We start from the raw sequence: 19,732 nt of genomic DNA, 5'->3' as shown, positions 1-19,732 counted from the left end.
GGGCTTTATGGCGAGTAGTGATAGCGCAGCGGTCCACGCCGACCACCGGAAAGCTTCCGGCAAGATTGCCGCCTTGCTGCGCTCGCAGATGCGCAACATCGCGCCGTTCCTGACGCTGATCTTGTTGTCCGCATTCTTTGCGGTTGCCAGCCCCTCTTTTGCGACCATCGATAATGTCGGCAACATCCTGACCCAGGTCTCGGTCACCGGCATCATCGCGGTTGGACTGACCTTCGTCATCCTCTGCGCCGAGATCGACCTCTCGATCGCCAGCATCGCCAACGTCACCGGCATTGCGGTCGCCTATTTCACGGCGCAGGAATCCTACGTCAACATCGCCAACATCCCCCTGCCCGGCTGGGCGGCGATCCTGCTCGCCCTTGCGCTCTGTGCCGGACTCGGCCTCATCAACGCGCTCGGGCTGACGCTGATCGGTATCCCCTCCTTCATCATGACGCTGGCCATGATGCAGATCGCAGCCGGCATCTCGGCGCTCCTGGTGCGCGGACAGATTGCCTACAAGGTGCCCGACCTGATCGCAACGCTCGGCTCCGCCTCGATTGGCGGCATTCCCTGGATCGTCATCGTCGCCGCCCTGATGCTGCTTATCGGACATCTCGTGCTGACCTACACGCGCTTTGGCCGCTACGTCTACATGGTCGGCGGTAACCGCGAGGCCGCCGAATATTCCGGACTCAATGTCAAGCTGATCCTCGGCAGCGTCATGGTCATCGCGGCAGTCTGTTCTGGGATCGGAGGCATGCTGGGCGTCGCACATTTCGGCAGCGCGCAGCAGAACGAATTCGACACCTATCTGCTGGACTCGATCGCCGCTGTCGTGGTCGGCGGCACCAGCCTGTTCGGCGGCCGCGGCGGTATCGGCAACACCATCGTCGGCCTGTTCGTGCTGGGTGTGCTCAACAATGGGCTAGATCACGTCAACATCGACAGTTTCCTGAAGATATTGATCCGCGGCCTCATCCTGCTCGCGGCACTCGTGATCAACGTCTATGCCCAGCGGCTGCGGGCCAAGGCGGCGGAGTAGCCCAGGCGCTCGAAGCGATTCACACACACTCTCTCCCGGTTATCCCGAGGCGCCGACGCGAAGCGGCGGCCCCGAAGGATGAACGGCCCCGCTGCGAGAGCCGGCCGTCGCGCTTCGAGGCTCGCCTACGCGAGCACCTCAGGGTGACGGTATTGACTGCCGGTTTGCTTAGGCCCTCATTCAGCAAAATCCGGCTGCCAGTCTCGGAGCTGGCGAGCGCGCCTGGTCACGTCGCCGATGGTCGCGAATGATTCGGTGTCTACCAGCATCGCGCGCGCGAGATGCAAGCTTCTTGCCTCGCAAACCGCACGGCGACGCGCGTCCTCGATCCATTCGAAGTCGATATTGTGCGCAAGCCCGAGGATACGGCGGATGATCTTTGCCGCGGCAAAGCCGACAGTATCCCGAAATAGCTGCTCCACGTATTGCTGCCGCTCGGCTTCAAGCCACGCCTCGCCCGTCAGGCCCGCAAACAGCGTTTTCGGATAGCCGTCCCCATGCGCCTCACTGCGCCACAGCTCCACGAATTTGCGGGCGAACTCGGTCCAGACCTGCTCAATCGTCTGCAGCAGCCAAGCCTCGAAGGCGCGCCGCTCGCCCGCGCTGCGCTCATGGCCGGCGGAGGCCAGATAGGCCATGATCAGATTGGCGAGCACGGCGCCGATATCGAAACCCATCGGGCCGTAGAAGGCGAATTCGGGATCGATCACCCGCGTCTCGGTTTCCGTCACCATGATCGATCCCGTGTGGAGGTCGCCGTGGATCAACGCTTGCGGCTGGCCCATGAACTTGAGCTTGAGGCGCGAGATCGCGACATGGGCATCGAGATCCTCGCGAAAGCGCGCGGCCATCTTGTCGAGCCAGGGCGCGGTCCAGCGGTTCTGCTCCGCCTCGCGATAGGGATCGGTGAAAATAAGATCTTCCGTGATCTTGCAAAGCGCGTGATTGCCGGCAAACGCGGCGATTCCCTCCTTCTTCTGCGCCGCGGAAACGGCAAGATCGGAGGTAAAGAACAGCGTTCTGGCCAGGAACGTCGTGACGTCCTCGACAAAGCGCGGATAGATCGTGCCGGCGATCAGCCCCTTGCGCATGATGATATGGGGCTCGAGCAGCTCCATCGCGGTCAGCGCCAGCGCCTCGTCGTGATGCAGGACCGCAGGCACCAGGCCGGGCGCCAGCCGCGCCTGATGGGTGAGCGCGAGATATTCATAATGCGCGCGCGAGAGCGGCAACGGCCAGCTCTCGCCGACCAGGCGCACATAGGGCAGCGCCTGCTTGACGGCGATCCCGCCCGCGCTGCCCCTGACAATGAAGACGAGATTGAGATTGCCGTCACCGACCTCGCTGATTGACCAGGCGTCCGGTGTGCCTCCAAGCCGGTCCGCAACATCAGGCAATTGCGCCAAGTAGTCCCGCAGGTCAGCCTCACGCAGGACGCGGTACGGGCCTGGCTTGGAATCGCGCACCGGCCGTTGTTGCAAATTCATGACCGTTCCTCCCCTGCGGTCGCTACGTCGAGCGCTTCAATTCGCCGCCTAATACGGCATGCCCATCAGCTTTGATAATCGCTCGATCGAAAGATAGCCTGCGTCGTAGGCGAGCATGCCCAGGCCGAAAACCACGGCCGAAATGACCGTATTCCAGATCAGCTTGATGCCCATCCGGCTTGCGATCGGTGCGCCCGGGTCGGTGCCCGGCGCGCCCACGCCGTCCTCATGCTGACTGCGCACGCCGAACGGCAGAGTAAGGAACAGCGTGACCCACCAGATCACGAAGTAGATCGCAAACGCGGTCGAGAGAGTATAGGCCATCGTGCGCCTACGCCTGCTCGATCTCGACCAGCGCGCCCGAAAAATCCTTCGGATGCAGGAACAGGACCGGCTTGCCATGCGCGCCGATCTTGGGCTCACCATCTCCCAACACCCGCGCGCCTTCCTTGATCAGCGTGTCACGGGAGGCAATGATGTCAGGCACCTCATAGCAGAGGTGATGGATGCCGCCCTCGGCGTTGCGCTCGAGGAATTTCGCGATCGGCGAATTGTCGCCGAGCGGCTGGATGAACTCGATCTTGGTATTGGGCAATGTGACGAACACGGTGATCACGCCATGCTCGGGCAGCGGCACGGCCTTCGAGATGTCGGCGCCGAAGGCGGCGCCGTAGATCTTCGCGGCCTTCTCTGCATCCTTGACCGCGATCGCCACGTGATTGAGCCGGCCGAGCATGCGAGTCCTCCCTTTATTGTTTTTGCGCGTTGGCTCTTTGGATTGAGCATGATCTTTTCGGAAAACCGCTACGCACCTTTCCGGATCATGCTCTAGACCTCGAGAACGTGCACGAGACAGAGCGGCTTCTTGCCCCAATATTCGTTGATCGTGCCGCGAACCGCCCGGCGCACCGACTCGGCGAGCGCATCCGGATCGCGCCGCCTGGGCCGCGGCAACCCCTCGATTGTCGAGACCACTACGTCGAAGACGATGTCGTCGAACGTTTCGCCGGCGGTATTCTTCTCGGGGATACCGACAAGATCAATCTCCGGATCGTCGGCGAGCTCCCCTTTTTCGGTCATGGCAATGGCCACAAAGACGCACCCCGCAAATCCCATCCGCCGCCGCTCGATTACGGCGCGCGACTTGGCGTCCTCCAGGATGGTGCCATCCTTGTAGAGCCGGCCAGACGGCAATTGGTCGATGATGCCGGGCGTGCCGGGCCCGAGCTTGATCAGATCGCCATTGCGGCAGGTCAGCACCTTGGGAACGCCGGCGGCGCGCGCAAGCTGGGCGTGTTCGGACAAATGCAGCGCCTCGCCGTGTACGGGGATCAGGATCTGCGGCCGTGTCCAGGCCAGCATGTCGCGCAGCTCGTCGCGGCGCGGGTGCCCGGAGACGTGAACCAGATGCGTGCGGTCGGTTATGACCTCTACCCCCTGCATCACCAGGCCATTGATGATGGCGCCAACAGCCTTCTCGTTGCCCGGAATGGTGCGCGAGGAGAAGATGAGGCGGTCCCCCTTGTTGAGCGTTATCTCGGGATGATCGTCATTGGCGATCCGCGCCAGGGCCGCGCGCGGCTCGCCCTGGCTGCCGGTGCAGAGCGCCACCACCCGATCCGGCGGAAAATGGCCATAAAACTCCGGGCTGCGGAAATCCTGCACACCCTCGAGATAGCCCGTTTCGCGCGCCACCTGCACCACGCGCGCCATGGCCCGGCCGACGACGACAACCTCGCGCTCCGCGGCCCTGGCCGCATCCGCCACCGCCTTGATGCGGGCGACGTTCGAGGCAAAGGTCGTCACCGCGACGCGGCCGCGGGCGGCCTTCACCAGCTCGGCAATGGTCTTTGCGACCTCGGTCTCCGACGGCGAGCGGCCCTCGCGGACCGTGTTGGTGGAATCCCCGACCAAGGCAAGCAGGCCTGCATCGCCCAGCTCGCGCAAACGCCGCTCGTCGGTCGGCGGGCCGATGATTGGCGTCGGATCGATCTTCCAGTCGCCGGTGTGCAGCACCGTACCGATCTCGGTATGGATCGCCAGCGCATGCGATTCCGGAATCGAATGCGCGACCGGAATGAATTCGACATTGAACGGCCCGACGTCGATCCGGCCTCCCGACGGCACCACCGTGACCGGGATTTTGGGCGGATTGCGCTCGGCTTCGCATTTCGCTTCGAACAGTGCGGCGCTGAACTTGGTCGCATAGATCGGGCATCTCAGCCGCGGCCAAAGGTCTATGATGGCGCCAAAATGGTCCTCGTGGGCATGCGTCAGCACCAGACCAACGAGGTTCTGGCGCTCTTTTTCGAGGAACGAGATGTCGGGCATGATGAGGTCGATGCCAGGCAAATGCTCCTCATCGCCGAAGGAGACACCGAGGTCGACCGCGAGAAAGGACCGCTGGTGGCGATTGCCGAGGCCATAGATCGACAGATTCATGCCGATCTCGCCGACGCCGCCGAGCGGCGCAAAGGTCAGTTCATCTGCCATCAGGTGGCACCCGCCGAGGCCGCCGAGCCAAAATAGACGTCACCCGCCGTGATCGGCACCAATTCCCCACTGGCGGTCCGGACGATCATACAGCCTTGCTCGTCGATGGTGTCGAACGTTCCCTCGATCGCTTCGTCGCCGGACTTGATCGCCACCGCTTGCCCGAGTCCGGCCGCCCGCTCAAGCCAGAGCCGGCGAATTTCACGAAATCCCCGGCCACCGTCCCAGATCGCGCGAAACTCGGCCCAGCCATCCGAAAGGGCAGCGAACAACTCTTCGGCGCCGACATCGATCCCGAGCGAGCGAAGCGAGGTCGCGGGCGTCGGCGTATCGGTCGGCGCCGCCACGACATTGGTGCCGATCCCAACCACGACCGCGAGCCCGCCCGTCACCGCTTCGGCCTCCAGCAGAATGCCGGCGAGCTTTTGCCGTCCGGCCAGGACGTCGTTGGGCCATTTCAACGAGAATTTCAGGTTATCCGAACCCGGCGAACGCAGGGCTGCTTCGACGCACAGCTTGGCAAGCGCGGATTCCAGTGCGAGCCCCGCCGCAAAACCAAGGGTCGCCGCCACCGCCGGGGTAACGGTCAAGACCTCCAGGATGCTGCTCGCAAGGTTGCCGCGCGGCGCGATCCAGGGGCGCAGCCGCCGGCCACGGCCGGCGGTCTGCTCGGACGTGACGAACCACATCGGACCGCGCTCGCCCTCGCGCGCGCGCAACATCGCCTCCGCATTGGTCGAACCGATCTGATCGAAGGCAGCGAGCCGGTAACCTGCAGAACTTGCGCGCGGGCCGAGTGCGAATGACATCTAGAACAGCGATTTGGCCGCTGATGTCGCAGCGCTAACCAGCGGTCCGGGATAGACGAAGAACAGGATATTAAAGAGGCCTGCGACGGCGAGCACCGTGCCCAATTCGAGCCGCACAGGGTCGAGCTTGGTCAGCGGCTCATCGAAATACATCACCTTGACGATGAGGAGATAATAATAGGCGCCGACCACGCTGGTGAGCACGCCGATGACCGAGAGCGTGAACAGCCCCGCCTTGATCGCCGCGACGAACACGTACCATTTGGCGAAAAAGCCCGCGAGCGGCGGAATGCCCGCCAATGAAAACAGGAGCATGGCAAAGAAGAAGGCCAGCATCGGGTTGGTGCGCGACAGGCCTGCAAAGTCGCTGATATCTTCGAAGCTCTGGCCGTTGCGTTTGATCGCGATGATGATGGCGAACGAACCGAGCGTCATGGCAACATAGATCGCGATATAGACCAGCACGCCCTGGGCGCCCTCGACCGTGCCGGCGGCAAGTCCCACCAGCGCAAAACCCATATGGCCGATCGAGGAATAGGCCATCAGCCGCTTGATGTTGCGCTGGCCGATTGCGGCGAAGGATCCCAGCGCCATGGAGGCGATGGAGACGAACACCACGATCTGCTGCCATTGGGCGAGAATACCCGGGAATGCCGTGAGCGTGATGCGGGTGAACACCGCAAGCGCCGCCACCTTCGGTGCGGAAGCAAAGAACGCCGTAACCGGCGTCGGCGCCCCCTCATAGACGTCGGGCGTCCACATGTGGAACGGGACGGCGGAGACCTTGAAGCAAAGACCGGCGAGCAGGAACACAAGGCCGAATGCGACACCGACCGTGCCGGTCTTGAGCGCGGCCGCAAGCCCGGTAAAGCTCACCGTGCCGGTGAAGCCATAGATCAGCGATGCGCCATAGAGCAGCATGCCCGAGGACAGCGCGCCGAGCACAAAATATTTGAGGCCGGCCTCGGTGGATTTGGCGTTGTCGCGGTTGCTGGCGGCGACCACATAAAGCGCCAGCGACATCAGCTCGAGCCCAAGATAGAGCGAGATCAGATCACCGGCCGAGATCAGCACCATCATGCCGAGGGTGGAGAGCACCACCAGGATCGGATATTCGAAAATGCGCCGCGACGCATCGGAGAGGAATTCGGCCGAGAGCACCAGCGTCACCACCGAGCCGATCAGCGCCAGGATCTTCAGGAAGCGCGCGAAATCGTCGACGATGAAGCTTCCGCCGAAGGTCGTGAGCTTGCCGGAGGGCAGCATCAGCTCGAGGATGCCGACGACGACCAGCAGGCACACGGCAAGGCCCGTCACCAGCTTCGTGGTGCCCTGCCCCCGATAAGCGCCGAGCATCAGGAGCGCCATGCCCCCCACGGCGAGGACCAGTTCGGGGAGAACCGGCTGCAATTGATAACCTGCAGTCTCAAAGCTCATAGCGGTTGATCCTAACCTGCCGCGTTATTGCAGCAGCGCGGCGGCCTTAACGGCCGTGACCGCGGTGGTGTAATTGTTGACGAGTTGCTGTACGGATGCCGCCGACATGTCGAGCACCGGCTTCGGATAGACGCCGAACCAGATGGTGAGCGCGATCAGCGGAAACAGCGTCAGGCATTCGCGGAAAGTCATGTCCTTGATCGTCATCAGCGTCGGCTTGACCAGCGCGCCGAAAATGATCTTCCGGTAGAGCCACAGCGCATAGCACGCCGACAGGATCACGCCGGTGGTGGCGAAGAAGGTCGTCGGCAGCGACACCTTGAAGATGCCGAGCAGCGTCATGAATTCGCCGATGAAGCCGGAGGTGCCGGGCAGCCCGACATTGGCCATGGTGAAGACCATGAACGCCAGCGCGTACAGCGGCATCCTGTTCACGAGCCCGCCATAGGCCGCGATCTCGCGGGTGTGCATGCGGTCGTAGACGATGCCGACGCAAAGGAACAGCGCGCCGGAGACGATGCCGTGGGAGATCATCTGGAACACGCCGCCGGCCACGCCCTGGATGGTGCCGGCGAAAATACCCATCGTGACGAAGCCCATATGCGCCACCGAGGAATAGGCGATCAGCTTCTTCATGTCCTCCTGCATCATCGCCACCAGCGAGGTGTAGATGATCGCGATCACCGACAGCGTGAAGATCAGCGGCGCGAAGTCGTGCGAGGCCAGCGGGAACATCGGCAGCGAGAAGCGCAGGAAGCCGTAGCCGCCCATTTTCAGGAGGATCGCGGCCAGGATCACCGATCCCGCGGTCGGCGCCTCGACGTGAGCATCGGGCAGCCAGGTGTGCACCGGCCACATCGGCATCTTCACCGCAAAGGAGGCGAAGAAAGCGAGCCAGGCCCAGGTCTGCAACGAACGCGGCACCGCCGTGTGCATCAGGGTCGGGATGTCGGTGGTACCGCCGTTCCAATACAGCGCCATGATGGCGAGCAGCATCAGGACCGAGCCGAGCAGCGTGTAGAGGAAGAACTTGAAGGAGGCATAGACCCGGCGCGGACCGCCCCAGACGCCGATGATCAGGAACATCGGGATCAGGCCACCCTCGAAGAACAGATAAAACAGCACGAGGTCGAGCGCGCAGAAGGTGCCGACCATCAGCGTTTCCAGCACCAGGAACGCGATCATATATTCGCGGACGCGGGTCGTGATCGATTTCCAGCTCGCGATGATGCAGAACGGCATCAACGCCGTGGTGAGGATGACGAACGGCAACGAGATGCCGTCGACGCCCATGTGGTAGTTGATGCCAGTGGCAAGCCAGGTGCCCTTCTCGACGAACTGGAAGTCCGTCTGGGACGGGTCGAAGCGCCAGACCAGGATCAGCGACACTGCGAAGGTGACGAGCGTGGTCCACAGCGCGATCCAGCGCGTGGTGCGGTTGGCAACCTCGTCGCTGCCCCGCGCCATCACATAAATCAGCGCCACGCCCAGGATGGGCAGGAAGGTCGTAATGAAGAGAATGGGCCAGGTTGTCATTTACTGGCCTCCAAGGCCGAACATGAACCAGGTGATGAGGCCGGCCGCGCCGATCAGCATCGCAAAGGCGTAGTGATAGAGATAGCCGGTCTGGATCTTGACGACGTTGCGGGTGACATCGAGGACACGCGCGGAGACGCCGTCCGGGCCCAAGCCGTCGATGAGCCAACCGTCGCCCTTCTTCCAGAGGAAGCGCCCGAGCCACTTCGCCGGTCGCACCAGGACTGCGTCGTACAGCTCGTCGAAGTACCACTTGTTGAGCAGGAACTTGTACAGCAGCGGCTGCTGCTCGGCGAGTTCGACCGGCAGATAGGGCCGGCGGATATAGAAAACGTAGGAGATCACGAAGCCGATCACCATCATCACGAATGGCAGGTAGCCGAGCCAGTGCGGCATCTGTTCCATGTCTTCAAGGATATGCGGATTCATCTTCACGGACTCGCGGAAGAACTCCTCGACACCCTGGCCTGCGAACAGCTCCCTGAACGGGAAGCCGGACAGGATCGAGCCGGCGGCCAGCACGCCGATCGGGATCAGCATCCAGAGCGGGCTCTCATGCGCCGCCTCGTAGTGCCCCTGGTCATGCGGCTCGCCGAAGAAGGTCTTGAAGATCAGGCGCCAGGAATAGAACGAGGTGAGGCCCGCCGCGACCACCGTCAGGACATAGGCGTAGGTCGCGAGCGGATTATGCGAGGCATAGGCGGATTCGATGATTGCGTCTTTGGAGAAATAGCCGGCGAACATCGGGAATCCCGTCAGCGCCAGCGTGCCGATGCACATCACCGCGAAGGTATAGGGAATCTTGCGCCACAGCCCGCCCATGTTGCGGATGTCCTGCTCGTGATGCATCGCATAGATCACCGAGCCGGAGCCTAGGAACAGGAGCGCCTTGAAGAAGGCGTGGGTGAACAGGTGGAACATGCCCACCGAGTAAGCCCCCGCCCCCATCGCGACGAACATGTAGCCGAGCTGCGAGCAGGTGGAGTACGCGACAATACGCTTGATGTCGTTCTGCACGAGGCCGATGGTCGCGGCAAAGAAGGCCGTGGTGGCCCCGATGAACATCACAAAAGCCTGCGCGGTCGGAGCGAGCTCGAACAGGGGCGACAGGCGCGCCACCATGAACACGCCGGCGGTGACCATAGTGGCGGCATGGATCAGCGCCGAGACCGGAGTCGGGCCCTCCATGGCGTCCGGCAACCAGGTATGCAGCAGGAACTGCGCCGATTTGCCCATCGCCCCCATGAACAGGAGCAGACAGGCCAAGGTCAGCGCATCCGGATGCCAGCCGAAGAAGTCGATAGTCTTGCCGGCAAGCCCAGGCGCGCCCGCAAAGATGGTCTCGAAATCGGTCGAGCCGATCAGCGCGAACACCGCGAAAATGCCGAGCGCGAAGCCGAAATCGCCGACGCGGTTGACGACGAAGGCCTTGATCGCGGCGGCGTTCGCGGACGGCCGTTGATACCAGAAGCCGATCAGCAGATAGCTCGCCAGGCCCACGCCTTCCCAGCCGAAGAAGAGCTGGACCAGGTTGTCGGCGGTCACCAGCATCAGCATGGCGAAGGTGAACAGCGACAGATAGCCGAAGAAGCGCGGCCGGTACGGATCCTCGTCCATGTAGCCGATGGAATACAGGTGCACGAGCGAGGACACCGTGGTGACCACGACCAGCATCACCGCAGTCAGCGTATCCACCCGCAGCGCCCATGAGACCTGCAGATCGCCCGAAACGATCCACGGAAACAGCGCGATCCGTGCGTCGTGGTGCAGGAAGCCGACATCGACGAAAGTGAACCAGGACAGCGCCGCGGACACAAACAACAGGCCGGTCGTAATCAACTCCGCCGCGCGCGAACCTGCTGCGGCCGGCTCGGTCGGGCCATGACCGTGATCGTCATGTCCCGGCTCGTCATGGGACTCGTGAATAACGGACGCTTCCTCATCGATCGCTGTCGTGCTGTGCGAGTTCGCACCATGACCATGCGCGTCGTCGTGATGTTCCACCGTGTCGCCGCTCAGGTTGCGCCCATGCGCCCCGACAACGGCGATGATACCCGCAAGGATGGCGCCCAGCAGCGGCAGGAAAACGATTGCCTGGATCATAGCCGGGTCAGCCCTTCATCAGATTGACGTCTTCAACCGCGATCGAACCGCGGTTGCGGAAATACACGACCAGGATGGCGAGGCCGATCGCAGCTTCCGCGGCCGCGACGGTCAGAACCAAAAGCGCAAAAACCTGGCCGACGATATCGCCGAGGAAGGTCGAGAACGCCACCAGGTTGATGTTGACCGCGAGCAGGATCAGTTCGATCGACATCAGGATGACGATGATGTTCTTCCGGTTCAGGAAGATGCCGAGAATGCCGAGCGTGAACAGGATCGCGCCGACCGCCAGATAGTGTCCGAGCCCAATCATCATTATTGCACCCACTCCGCGGCGTCCGCGTCCTGCAGTCCCTGCCCTGACGCGACCTTGCGGATCGCCATGGCGATTTCAGGCGTCCGCGCATTCTGCACGCTGATATCTTGCCGCTTGACATGGGCCTTGTGGCGCAAGGTCAGCACGATCGCGCCGATCATCGCGACCAGCAGGACCATGCCGGCAAGCTGGAAATAATGAATGTACTTCGTGTAGAGCACGAGCCCGAGCGCCTCGGTGTTGCTGACATTGGTCGGGATCGCCGCGGTAATCGACTTGCTCACGGTGGGGTTGATCACCCAGAAGCCGACGGTCAAGAGCAGCTCGAACAGGAAGATGCCGCCGACCACGAGCCCGACCGGCAGATATTCGATGAAGCCTTCGCGAAGCTGGTCGAAGTCGACATCCAGCATCATGATCACGAACAGGAACAGCACCGCGACCGCGCCGACATAGACCACGATCAGGATCATCGCCAGGAACTCCGCGCCCATCAGCACGAACAGGCCGGCGGCGTTGACGAAGGCGAGGATGAGGAACAGCACGGAGTGAACGGGATTGCGCGAGGCAATCACCATCACGGCGGACGCAACGCAGATCGCGGCGAACAGGTAAAAGAACAGCGCGGGAAGGATCATTCTCTGCCCCTTGTCCCCTTACCGGTACGGCGCATCGAGCGCGATCGCCTTCGCGATCTCGCGTTCCCAGCGGTCGCCGTTGGCGAGCAGCTTGGCCTTGTCGTAGTAGAGCTCTTCGCGCGTCTCGGTCGCGAATTCGAAATTCGGCCCCTCGACGATCGCGTCGACCGGGCAGGCCTCCTGGCACAGGCCGCAATAGATGCACTTCACCATGTCGATGTCGTAGCGCACTGTACGGCGCGTGCCGTCATTGCGGCGCGGCCCCGCCTCGATGGTGATCGCCTGCGCCGGGCAGATCGCCTCGCACAGTTTGCAGGCGATGCAGCGCTCTTCGCCGTTGGGATAACGGCGCAGCGCATGCTCACCCCGGAAGCGCGGCGAGATCGGGTTCTTCTCAAAGGGGTAATTGATGGTCGGCTTCGGCTGAAAGAAGTAGCGCATGGCGAGAAAGAACGCCGATACGAATTCAGACAGCAGCAGCGACCGCGCGGCAGCTTTGACGCTCATAGCAACCTCATTTCGGCGCGATGTCGGCGAAATGCAGCACGCCGGCCACGATCACCACCATCACCAGCGACAGCGGCAGGAACACCTTCCAGCCGAGCCGCATCAATTGATCGTAGCGGTAGCGCGGCACGATCGCCTTGGCCATCGCAAACAGGAAGAACATGAAGAACAGTTTCAACGCGAACCAGATCACCCCGGGGATCCAGGTGAACGGCGGCAGCGCGACCGGCGGCAGCCAGCCGCCCAGGAACAGGATGGTCGCCATCGCGCACATCGTGGTGATGGCAACATACTCGCCGAGCATGAACAGAAGATACGGCGTCGAACCGTATTCGACCATGAAGCCCGCGACCAGCTCCGACTCGGCTTCGACCAGGTCGAACGGAGGGCGATTGGTCTCCGCCAGCGCCGAGACATAGAACACCACGAACATCGGGAGCAGCGGCCACACATACCAATTCAGGATCGTGAGTTGCGGCAGCCCGATCAGGCTGGCAAGCCCGCGGGTGTTCTGCGCCTCCACCACGGCCGACAGGTTGAGCGAGCCGGCGCAGAGCAGCACCGTGATGATCACAAAGCCGATCGAGACTTCGTAGGACACCATCTGCGCCGCCGAGCGCAGCGCGGCCAGGAACGGATATTTCGAGTTCGACGACCAGCCGGCCATGATGATGCCGTAGATCGACAGCGACGAGATCGCGAAGATATAGAGAATGCCGACGTTGATGTCGGAGATCACCCAGCCGAGATTGGTCGGGATCACCGCCCAGGCAGCGAGGGCGAGCACGCAGGACACCAGCGGCGCCAGCAGGAACACGCCCTTATTGGCCCCGGCCGGAATGATCGGCTCCTTCAACACGAACTTCAAGAGATCGGCGAAGGACTGCAGCAGGCCGAAAGGGCCGACCACGTTGGGGCCGCGCCGGATCTGCACCGCGGCCCAGATCTTGCGGTCGGCGAGCAGGATGTAGGCGATCGCGACCAGGAGTACGACGAGCAGCAACACGCTTTCCGCGACCATCACGATCAGCGGCCAGAGGAACCCGGTCCAGAATGAGCTTGCGAAGAAATCAGCCATTATCTTAACGCCTATTCCGCTGCCTGCAGCACGCGCTCCGCGGCCAAGCGCGAGCATTCCGCCATCACCGCCGAGGCGCGTGCGATCGCGTTCGTCAGGTAGAAATCCTCAACCGATGATTTGAACGGCGCCTTCTCCAGGCTGCCGCCCTTGCCTGCAAGAGCCCTGACCTCCGCGGCATTGCCGGCCGCGATCTGGTCGAGGCGCATCAGATGCGGCACCGCCTTGAAGATGGTCCTGCGCAAATCGGCGACCGAATCATAGGGCAGCTTCTTGCCCAGGACTTCCGACAGCGCGCGGATGATGGCCCAGTCCTCGCGCGCGTCTCCCGGCGGGAACGCGGCGCGGCCGGTCATCTGCACGCGGCCTTCGGTGTTGACGTAGATCACGGATTTTTCGGTGTAGGCGGCGCCCGGCAGGATCACGTCGGCGCGGTGCGCGCCGCGATCGCCGTGGGTACCGATATAGACCACGAAGGTCCCATCTGGCGCGTTGATCTCGTCGGCGCCGAGCAGGAACAGCACGTCCAGCGTGCCGAAGGTCGTCATCTGCGCGGCATTCAGGCCGCCCGCTCCGGGCACAAAGCCGATGTCGAGCGCGCCGACCCGCGAAGCGGTGTCGTGCAGGACGGCAAAGCCGTTCCAGTCGTCCTTGAGGGCGCCGAAGTCGGCCGCGATTTTTGCCGCCAGCGCCAGCACGGCGGCGCCATCATGGCGGCCAGCCGCGCCCGAGCCGACCAGCACGATCGGGTTCTTGGCCTTCTTCAGAACATCCGCAAACGAGCCCTTGCCGCTCGCGAGTTCGCTCAGGCTGTCGGTGCCTGCACCGAGATAATCATAGTCGTAGGTCAGGTCGGCCTTCGGACCGATCACGCCGATCTTGAGCTGGCCGGTCCGCCAACGCTTGCGGATGCGGGCGTTGAGGACGGCCGCCTCCTTGCGCGGATTGGCGCCGACGATCAGAAGCGCATCCGCCTGCTCGATGCCGGCGATGGTCGGATTGAAAATGTAGGAGGCGCGGCCGAGCTTCGGATCGAAGGCGGCACCGCCCTGCACCGCGAGATTGCTCGAGCCCCATTTGGCCAGCAGATCCTTCAGCGCGAAGATCTCTTCGACGCCTGCAAGGTCGCCGGCGATGGCGCCGACGCGCCTGCCGTCGATGCGCCCGGTCTTGGCCGCGATCGCGGCGAAGGCTTCCGGCCACGTGGCCGCGCGCAGCTTGCCGTTCTCGCGGACATAGGGCCGGTCAAGCCGCTGCGTGCGCAGACCGTCGACGATGTGGCGCGTCTTGTCGGAGATCCATTCCTCGTTCACGGCGTCGTTGGTGCGCGGCAGGATCCGCATCACCTCGCGGCCGCGGGTGTCGACGCGGATCGCGGATCCCACGCCGTCCATGACGTCGACCGACTGCGTCTTGCCCAATTCCCAGGGCCGCGCAGCGAAGGCGTAAGGCTTGGAGGTCAGCGCGCCCACCGGGCAGATATCGACGAGATTGCCCTGTAGCTCCGAGCTCAGCGCATGCTCGAGATAGGTGGTGATCTCCATGTCCTCGCCGCGTCCGGTCGCGCCCATCTCGGGCGTGCCGCAGACCTCGGCGGAGAAGCGGACGCATCGCGTGCACTGGATGCAGCGGTTCATCGAGGTCTTGACCAGCGCGCCCAGATATTTGTCCTCGACCGCGCGCTTGTTCTCGGCAAAGCGGCTGGTGTCGACCCCGTAGCCCATTGCCTGGTCCTGCAGGTCGCATTCGCCGCCCTGGTCGCAGATCGGGCAGTCCAGCGGATGGTTGATCAGCAGGAACTCCATCACGCCTTCGCGCGCCTTCTTCACCATCGGCGAACGTGTGGAGATTTCCGGTGGCTCGCCATTCGGACCCGGCCGGCAATCGCGCACGCCCCAGGCGCAGCTTGCCACCGGCTTGGGACCGCCTTTGACCTCGACCAGGCACATCCGGCAATTGCCGGCGATGGAGAGGCGCTCGTGGTAGCAGAAGCGCGGAATTTCGGCGCCTGCGGCCTCGCACGCCTGCAGCAGCGTGTATTCCGCGGGGACATCGATCTCTTTGCCGTCGATGATGAGCTTAGTCATTGCCTGTTACTCCGCCGCGGCCATGTGGACGGGGTCGCGGACGCCGATGTCGTCGATATCCGCCTTGCGCGAATACTCGTCGATCCGGGCTTCGATCTCGTGACGGAAATGCGCGATCAGCCCCTGGATCGGCCATGCCGCGGCATCGCCCAATGCGCAGATAGTATGGCCCTCGACCTGCTTGGTGACCTCAAGCAGCATATCGATCTCGCGCTTGTGCGCGCGACCCTCGGCCATGCGGGTCAACACCCGCCACATCCACCCGGTTCCCTCACGGCAGGGGGTGCATTGGCCGCAGCTCTCATGCTTGTAGAAGTAGGAAATGCGCGCGATCGCCCGGATCAGGTCGGTCGACTTGTCCATGACGATCACGGCGGCGGTTCCGAGGCCGGAACGCAGCTTGCTCAGGCTGTCGAAATCCATCGCCGTGTCGATGATCTGCTCGGCCGGCACCATGCGCACCGAGGAGCCGCCGGGGATGACGGCCTTCAGATTGTCCCAGCCGCCGCGGATGCCGCCGCAATGCTTCTCGATCAACTCGCGGAAGGGAATCCCCATCGCCTCTTCGACATTGCAGGGGCGCTCGACATGGCCGGAGATGCAGAACAGTTTTGTGCCCGTGTTGTTTGGCCGGCCGATGCCGGCAAACCAGGCGGCACCGCGGCGGAGAATGTCCGGGGCGACCGCGATCGACTCGACGTTGTTGACCGTGGTCGGACAGCCGTAGAGGCCGACATTGGCGGGGAACGGCGGCTTCAGCCGCGGCTGGCCCTTCTTGCCTTCCAGGCTCTCCAGCAGCGCGGTTTCTTCGCCGCAGATGTAGGCGCCGGCGCCGTGCGCGACGTAGAGGTCGAACGGCCAGCCATGGACATTGTCCTTGCCGATCAGCTTGGCTTCGTAGGCCTGGTCGATCGCGGCCTGCAGATGCTCCCGCTCCCGGATGAACTCGCCGCGCACGTAGATGTAACAGGCGTGCGCCCCCATCGCGAAGCTCGCGATCAGACAGCCTTCGATCAGAAGATGCGGATCGTGGCGCATGATCTCCCGATCCTTGCAGGTGCCGGGCTCGGATTCGTCGGCATTAACGACCAGATAGCTCGGCCGGCCGTCCTTGTTCTCCTTCGGCATGAACGACCATTTCAGGCCGGTCGGGAAGCCCGCCCCGCCGCGCCCGCGCAGGCCGGAGGCCTTCATCTCATTGATGATCCAGTCGCGCCCCTTGTCGAGGATTGCCTTGGTGCCGTCCCAGCCGCCGCGGCGGCGCGCGCCCTCCAGGCCCCAATCCTGCAGGCCGTAGAGGTTCTTGAAGATGCGGTCCTTGTCGTCGAGCATGACTAAACAGCTTTCCGATCCGAGAATGGGGCTTTCGGCGCACGCCTCATGTCGTCTCCTTCAGCGTGGTCGGCCCGGTGATGGGCGCCGAGAACTGGCGGCCGTTCTGCGGCCCAGGCTTCGGCGGATTGCCTGACGCAAAGCCGTCAAGGACTTTGCCAAAACTCTCCTTGGTGAGGTCTTCGTAAGTGTCCTTCCAGATCATGACCATCGGCGCGTTCACGCAGGCGCCCAGGCACTCGACCTCTTCCCAGCTAAAGTTGCCATCCTTGGAGAGGTGGAACGGCTCGTGATGGATGCGGCTCTGGCACACTTCGATGATGTCGCCGGCGCCGCGCAGGCGACACGGGGTCGTGCCGCAGACCTGGACATGGGCCTTCTTGCCGACCGGCTGAAGCTGAAACATCGTGTAGAAGGTCGCGATTTCGAGCATGCGGATATAGGGCATGTCCAGCATGTCGGCGACGGTGCGGATCGCCGCCTCCGAGACCCAGCCCTCGTTCTGCTCCTGCGCCCGCCACAGGATCGCGATCGCCGCGGAAGCCTGCCGTCCCGGCGGATATTTCGTGATCTCGCGCTTGGCCCAGGCGAGATTCTCCTCCGTGAAAGCGAAGCTTTCCGGCTGCAGTTCTTTAGGCGCAAGGCGGCGAACGGACATCGTGTTCTAGACTCTCATTGCATGCGACGCGCGGCATCCGCGTTCAGCGCATCGATCCGGTTTTGCCAGAACACGCTTGCGGTGCCGAAGACGTTGTAGCCGACGTGGGTGGAAACCTTGATACGGTCGAGGATCGACAGCTCGGTCACGGTCTCCAGGCGGTTGGAACGGGGATCGTAGACCATCAGCCTCAGCGGCGTCTGCTCCAGGATATAGCGCGACACCGTATGATCAGGATCATTGCCGTGCTCTTCGCAGAGCACCACGCTATCGCCCTTGAGCAGCCGCGAGCCCCCCTTGATCGCCTCGACCTCGACGCCTTCGACGTCGAGCTTGATCAGATATTTGCCGTCGGCGGAGACCTTGTCGTCGTCGATGAGATCGTCGAGCGCGATCACGGGCACTTCCTCGCCGCCGCTGTCGGCCTCGCCCGCGATGCTGAAGGCTTCGTGCTTGGTGCCGGAAAGGTGCGCCGACCCGCGCTCGGCACCGACCGCGCACTTCATCAGCTCAAAGCGATCGCCGTTGACGCGCGCGTTGTTGGCAAGCTTTTCGAAATTCTGCGACGATGGCTCGATCGCGATGACACGGTGCGAGCCGAAGGGCGCGCTCGACACCAGGACCGACCAGTAACCGTAATTGGCGCCGCAATCGATCAGCGTATAGTCGACATCGGCGGAGTGGCGGAACAAAAGCTCGAGTTCGTCCTCATAGTGATAGGAACGGTTGAGCAATTTGCTCCAATAGCCGTCGCCATAGGGAAACTCGAAGACGGCGTCCTCGTTGAGCTTGATCGCGATGTTGCGTTCGGGGAGCGTCTTGCGCAGCAGATTGGCGCAGCCGATATAGCCGCGATGCGAGAAGTGCGAGGAAATCTTCGACCCCGCGGCCAATGCCAGCGCAGCCGTGCGCTCCCAGAGGTTCGCTCCTTCGAGCGCTCCGGACGCACGGTCAAACTGGATCGGCTCCTGCGCCATCAACGATCCACCTCTCCGAACACGATGTCGAGGGAGCCGAGGATGGCGGAGACGTCGGCGAGCAGGTGCCCCCTGGAGATGAAGTCCATCGCCTGCAGATGCGCAAACCCCGGCGCGCGGATCTTGCACTTGTAGGGCTTATTGGTGCCATCGGCGACGAGATAAACGCCGAATTCGCCCTTCGGCGCCTCTACCGCGGCGTAGACCTCGCCTTCCGGCACGTGGAAACCTTCGGTGTAGAGCTTGAAGTGATGGATCAAGGCTTCCATCGAGCGCTTCATCTCGCCACGGCGCGGCGGGAAGATCTTGTTGTCCTGCACCACAACCGGCCCCTGCCCGTCGGGGCTGCGCAGCTTGGCGATGCACTGCTTCATGATGCGCACGGACTGCCGCATCTCCTCCATGCGGATCAGGTAGCGATCGTAGCAGTCGCCGTTCTTGCCGACCGGAATATCGAACTCCATTTCGGCATAACATTCGTAAGGCTGTGCCTTGCGCAGGTCCCAGGCCGCGCCGGAGCCGCGCACCATCACGCCGGAAAAGCCCCACTCCCAGGCCTGCTTCAACGTCACCTTGCCGATGTCGACGTTGCGCTGCTTGAAGATGCGGTTGGCCGTGAGCAGCCGGTCGAGGTCGTCCACCACATTTAAGAAGGGATCGCACCAGGCATCGATATCGTCGATCAGCTTCGGTGGCAGGTCCTGATGCACGCCGCCGACGCGGAAATAGGCGGCATGCATGCGCGCGCCGGACGCACGCTCATAGAAGACCATCAGTTTTTCGCGCTCCTCGAACCCCCAAAGCGGTGGGGTAAGCGCGCCGACGTCCATCGCCTGCGTCGTGACGTTGAGCAGATGCGACAGGATGCGGCCGATCTCGCAATAGAGGACGCGAATCAACTGACCGCGCCTGGGCACCTCGATGCCGAGCAGCTTTTCCGCAGCCAGGCAGAAGGCGTGCTCCTGGTTCATCGGCGCGACGTAGTCGAGCCGATCGAAATAAGGAATCGCCTGCAGATAGGTCTTGGCTTCGATCAGCTTCTCGGTGCCGCGATGGAGCAACCCGATATGCGGATCGACACGCTCCACCACCTCACCGTCGAGCTCCAGCACCAGGCGCAGCACGCCGTGCGCCGCCGGATGCTGCGGGCCGAAGTTGATGGTAAAGTTGCGAAGGCCTGGACTTTGTTCATTCATGGTGCGCCCTCCATGTGCGGGCGAATAGCGAAT

18 protein-coding genes are annotated in these 19,732 nt (G+C 63.0%); 1 reads left to right on the top strand and 17 read right to left on the bottom strand.

Annotated elements, in window-relative coordinates:
* Positions 1–7 precede the first annotated feature (7 nt).
* Positions 8–1,045, top strand: a complete 1,038-nt coding sequence (locus F758_RS0105370; protein WP_024506896.1) for an ABC transporter permease — start codon at positions 8–10, stop codon at positions 1,043–1,045.
* A gap of 176 nt (positions 1,046–1,221) precedes the next feature.
* Here the strand turns inward: F758_RS0105370 and mtnK are convergent, their stop codons facing one another.
* From mtnK to F758_RS0105285, 17 genes are all read right to left on the bottom strand, one after another.
* Positions 1,222–2,532 carry an S-methyl-5-thioribose kinase gene (gene mtnK / locus F758_RS0105365; RefSeq protein WP_024506895.1) on the bottom strand — a complete coding sequence of 437 codons (1,311 nt, stop codon included), beginning with the start codon at positions 2,530–2,532 and terminating at the stop codon, positions 1,222–1,224.
* A gap of 48 nt (positions 2,533–2,580) precedes the next feature.
* Positions 2,581–2,856 (bottom strand): DUF1467 family protein, encoded by a 276-nt coding sequence (locus tag F758_RS0105360; RefSeq protein WP_024506894.1) that lies wholly within the window; start codon positions 2,854–2,856, stop codon positions 2,581–2,583.
* A gap of 7 nt (positions 2,857–2,863) precedes the next feature.
* Entirely contained in the window at positions 2,864–3,268 is a 405-nt protein-coding gene (gene mce / locus F758_RS0105355; RefSeq protein ID WP_024506893.1) for a methylmalonyl-CoA epimerase, read from the bottom strand.
* A 92-nt stretch (positions 3,269–3,360) separates the two neighbouring features.
* Complete coding sequence (locus tag F758_RS0105350; RefSeq protein ID WP_024506892.1) at positions 3,361–5,025, bottom strand: ribonuclease J; 1,665 nt, start codon at positions 5,023–5,025, stop codon at positions 3,361–3,363.
* Positions 5,025–5,834, bottom strand: coding sequence for a biotin--[acetyl-CoA-carboxylase] ligase (locus tag F758_RS0105345; protein ID WP_024506891.1), 810 nt, complete (start codon positions 5,832–5,834; stop codon positions 5,025–5,027). Before F758_RS0105345 ends, F758_RS0105350 begins: the two co-directional genes overlap by 1 nt.
* Positions 5,835–7,271: an NADH-quinone oxidoreductase subunit NuoN gene (gene nuoN, locus F758_RS0105340; RefSeq protein WP_024506890.1), complete on the bottom strand. Its 1,437-nt coding sequence runs from the start codon at positions 7,269–7,271 to the stop codon at positions 5,835–5,837.
* A 24-nt stretch (positions 7,272–7,295) separates the two neighbouring features.
* On the bottom strand, positions 7,296–8,807 hold the full coding sequence (locus tag F758_RS0105335) for an NADH-quinone oxidoreductase subunit M (RefSeq protein WP_024506889.1): 1,512 nt from the start codon (positions 8,805–8,807) through the stop codon (positions 7,296–7,298).
* Complete coding sequence (gene nuoL, locus F758_RS0105330) at positions 8,808–10,910, bottom strand: NADH-quinone oxidoreductase subunit L (RefSeq protein WP_024506888.1); 2,103 nt, start codon at positions 10,908–10,910, stop codon at positions 8,808–8,810. It abuts the gene before it with no gap.
* A 7-nt stretch (positions 10,911–10,917) separates the two neighbouring features.
* Positions 10,918–11,226 carry an NADH-quinone oxidoreductase subunit NuoK gene (gene nuoK, locus F758_RS0105325; RefSeq protein WP_024506887.1) on the bottom strand — a complete coding sequence of 103 codons (309 nt, stop codon included), beginning with the start codon at positions 11,224–11,226 and terminating at the stop codon, positions 10,918–10,920.
* A complete protein-coding gene (locus F758_RS0105320; RefSeq protein WP_024506886.1) occupies positions 11,226–11,864 on the bottom strand; it encodes an NADH-quinone oxidoreductase subunit J in 639 nt (212 codons plus the stop codon). Before F758_RS0105320 ends, nuoK begins: the two co-directional genes overlap by 1 nt.
* Positions 11,865–11,882: 18 nt before the next feature.
* Positions 11,883–12,371: an NADH-quinone oxidoreductase subunit NuoI gene (nuoI, locus tag F758_RS0105315; RefSeq protein WP_024506885.1), complete on the bottom strand. Its 489-nt coding sequence runs from the start codon at positions 12,369–12,371 to the stop codon at positions 11,883–11,885.
* A 7-nt stretch (positions 12,372–12,378) separates the two neighbouring features.
* A complete protein-coding gene (gene nuoH, locus F758_RS0105310; RefSeq protein ID WP_024506884.1) occupies positions 12,379–13,449 on the bottom strand; it encodes an NADH-quinone oxidoreductase subunit NuoH in 1,071 nt (356 codons plus the stop codon).
* Positions 13,450–13,460: 11 nt separating this feature from the next.
* Positions 13,461–15,536, bottom strand: a complete 2,076-nt coding sequence (gene nuoG / locus F758_RS0105305) for an NADH-quinone oxidoreductase subunit NuoG (RefSeq protein WP_024506883.1) — start codon at positions 15,534–15,536, stop codon at positions 13,461–13,463.
* 6 nt (positions 15,537–15,542) lie between these two features.
* The gene (nuoF, locus tag F758_RS0105300; protein ID WP_024506882.1) at positions 15,543–16,868 is read right to left on the bottom strand and encodes an NADH-quinone oxidoreductase subunit NuoF; all 1,326 of its coding nucleotides are present in this window, start codon (positions 16,866–16,868) and stop codon (positions 15,543–15,545) included.
* Between the two features lie 46 nt (positions 16,869–16,914).
* Entirely contained in the window at positions 16,915–17,526 is a 612-nt protein-coding gene (nuoE, locus tag F758_RS0105295) for an NADH-quinone oxidoreductase subunit NuoE (RefSeq protein ID WP_024506881.1), read from the bottom strand.
* Positions 17,527–17,540: 14 nt separating this feature from the next.
* Positions 17,541–18,503 carry an FkbM family methyltransferase gene (locus F758_RS0105290; RefSeq protein ID WP_024506880.1) on the bottom strand — a complete coding sequence of 321 codons (963 nt, stop codon included), beginning with the start codon at positions 18,501–18,503 and terminating at the stop codon, positions 17,541–17,543.
* Positions 18,503–19,699, bottom strand: a complete 1,197-nt coding sequence (locus F758_RS0105285; RefSeq protein WP_024506879.1) for an NADH-quinone oxidoreductase subunit D — start codon at positions 19,697–19,699, stop codon at positions 18,503–18,505. Before F758_RS0105285 ends, F758_RS0105290 begins: the two co-directional genes overlap by 1 nt.
* Positions 19,700–19,732: the final 33 nt, after the last annotated feature.

This window comes from Bradyrhizobium sp. ARR65 (assembly GCF_000472385.1).
Taxonomy (GTDB): Bacteria; Pseudomonadota; Alphaproteobacteria; order Rhizobiales; family Xanthobacteraceae; genus Bradyrhizobium.
The sequence above is the reverse complement of the archived record's forward strand: the minus strand, read 5'-3'. Positions and strand labels throughout refer to the sequence as shown.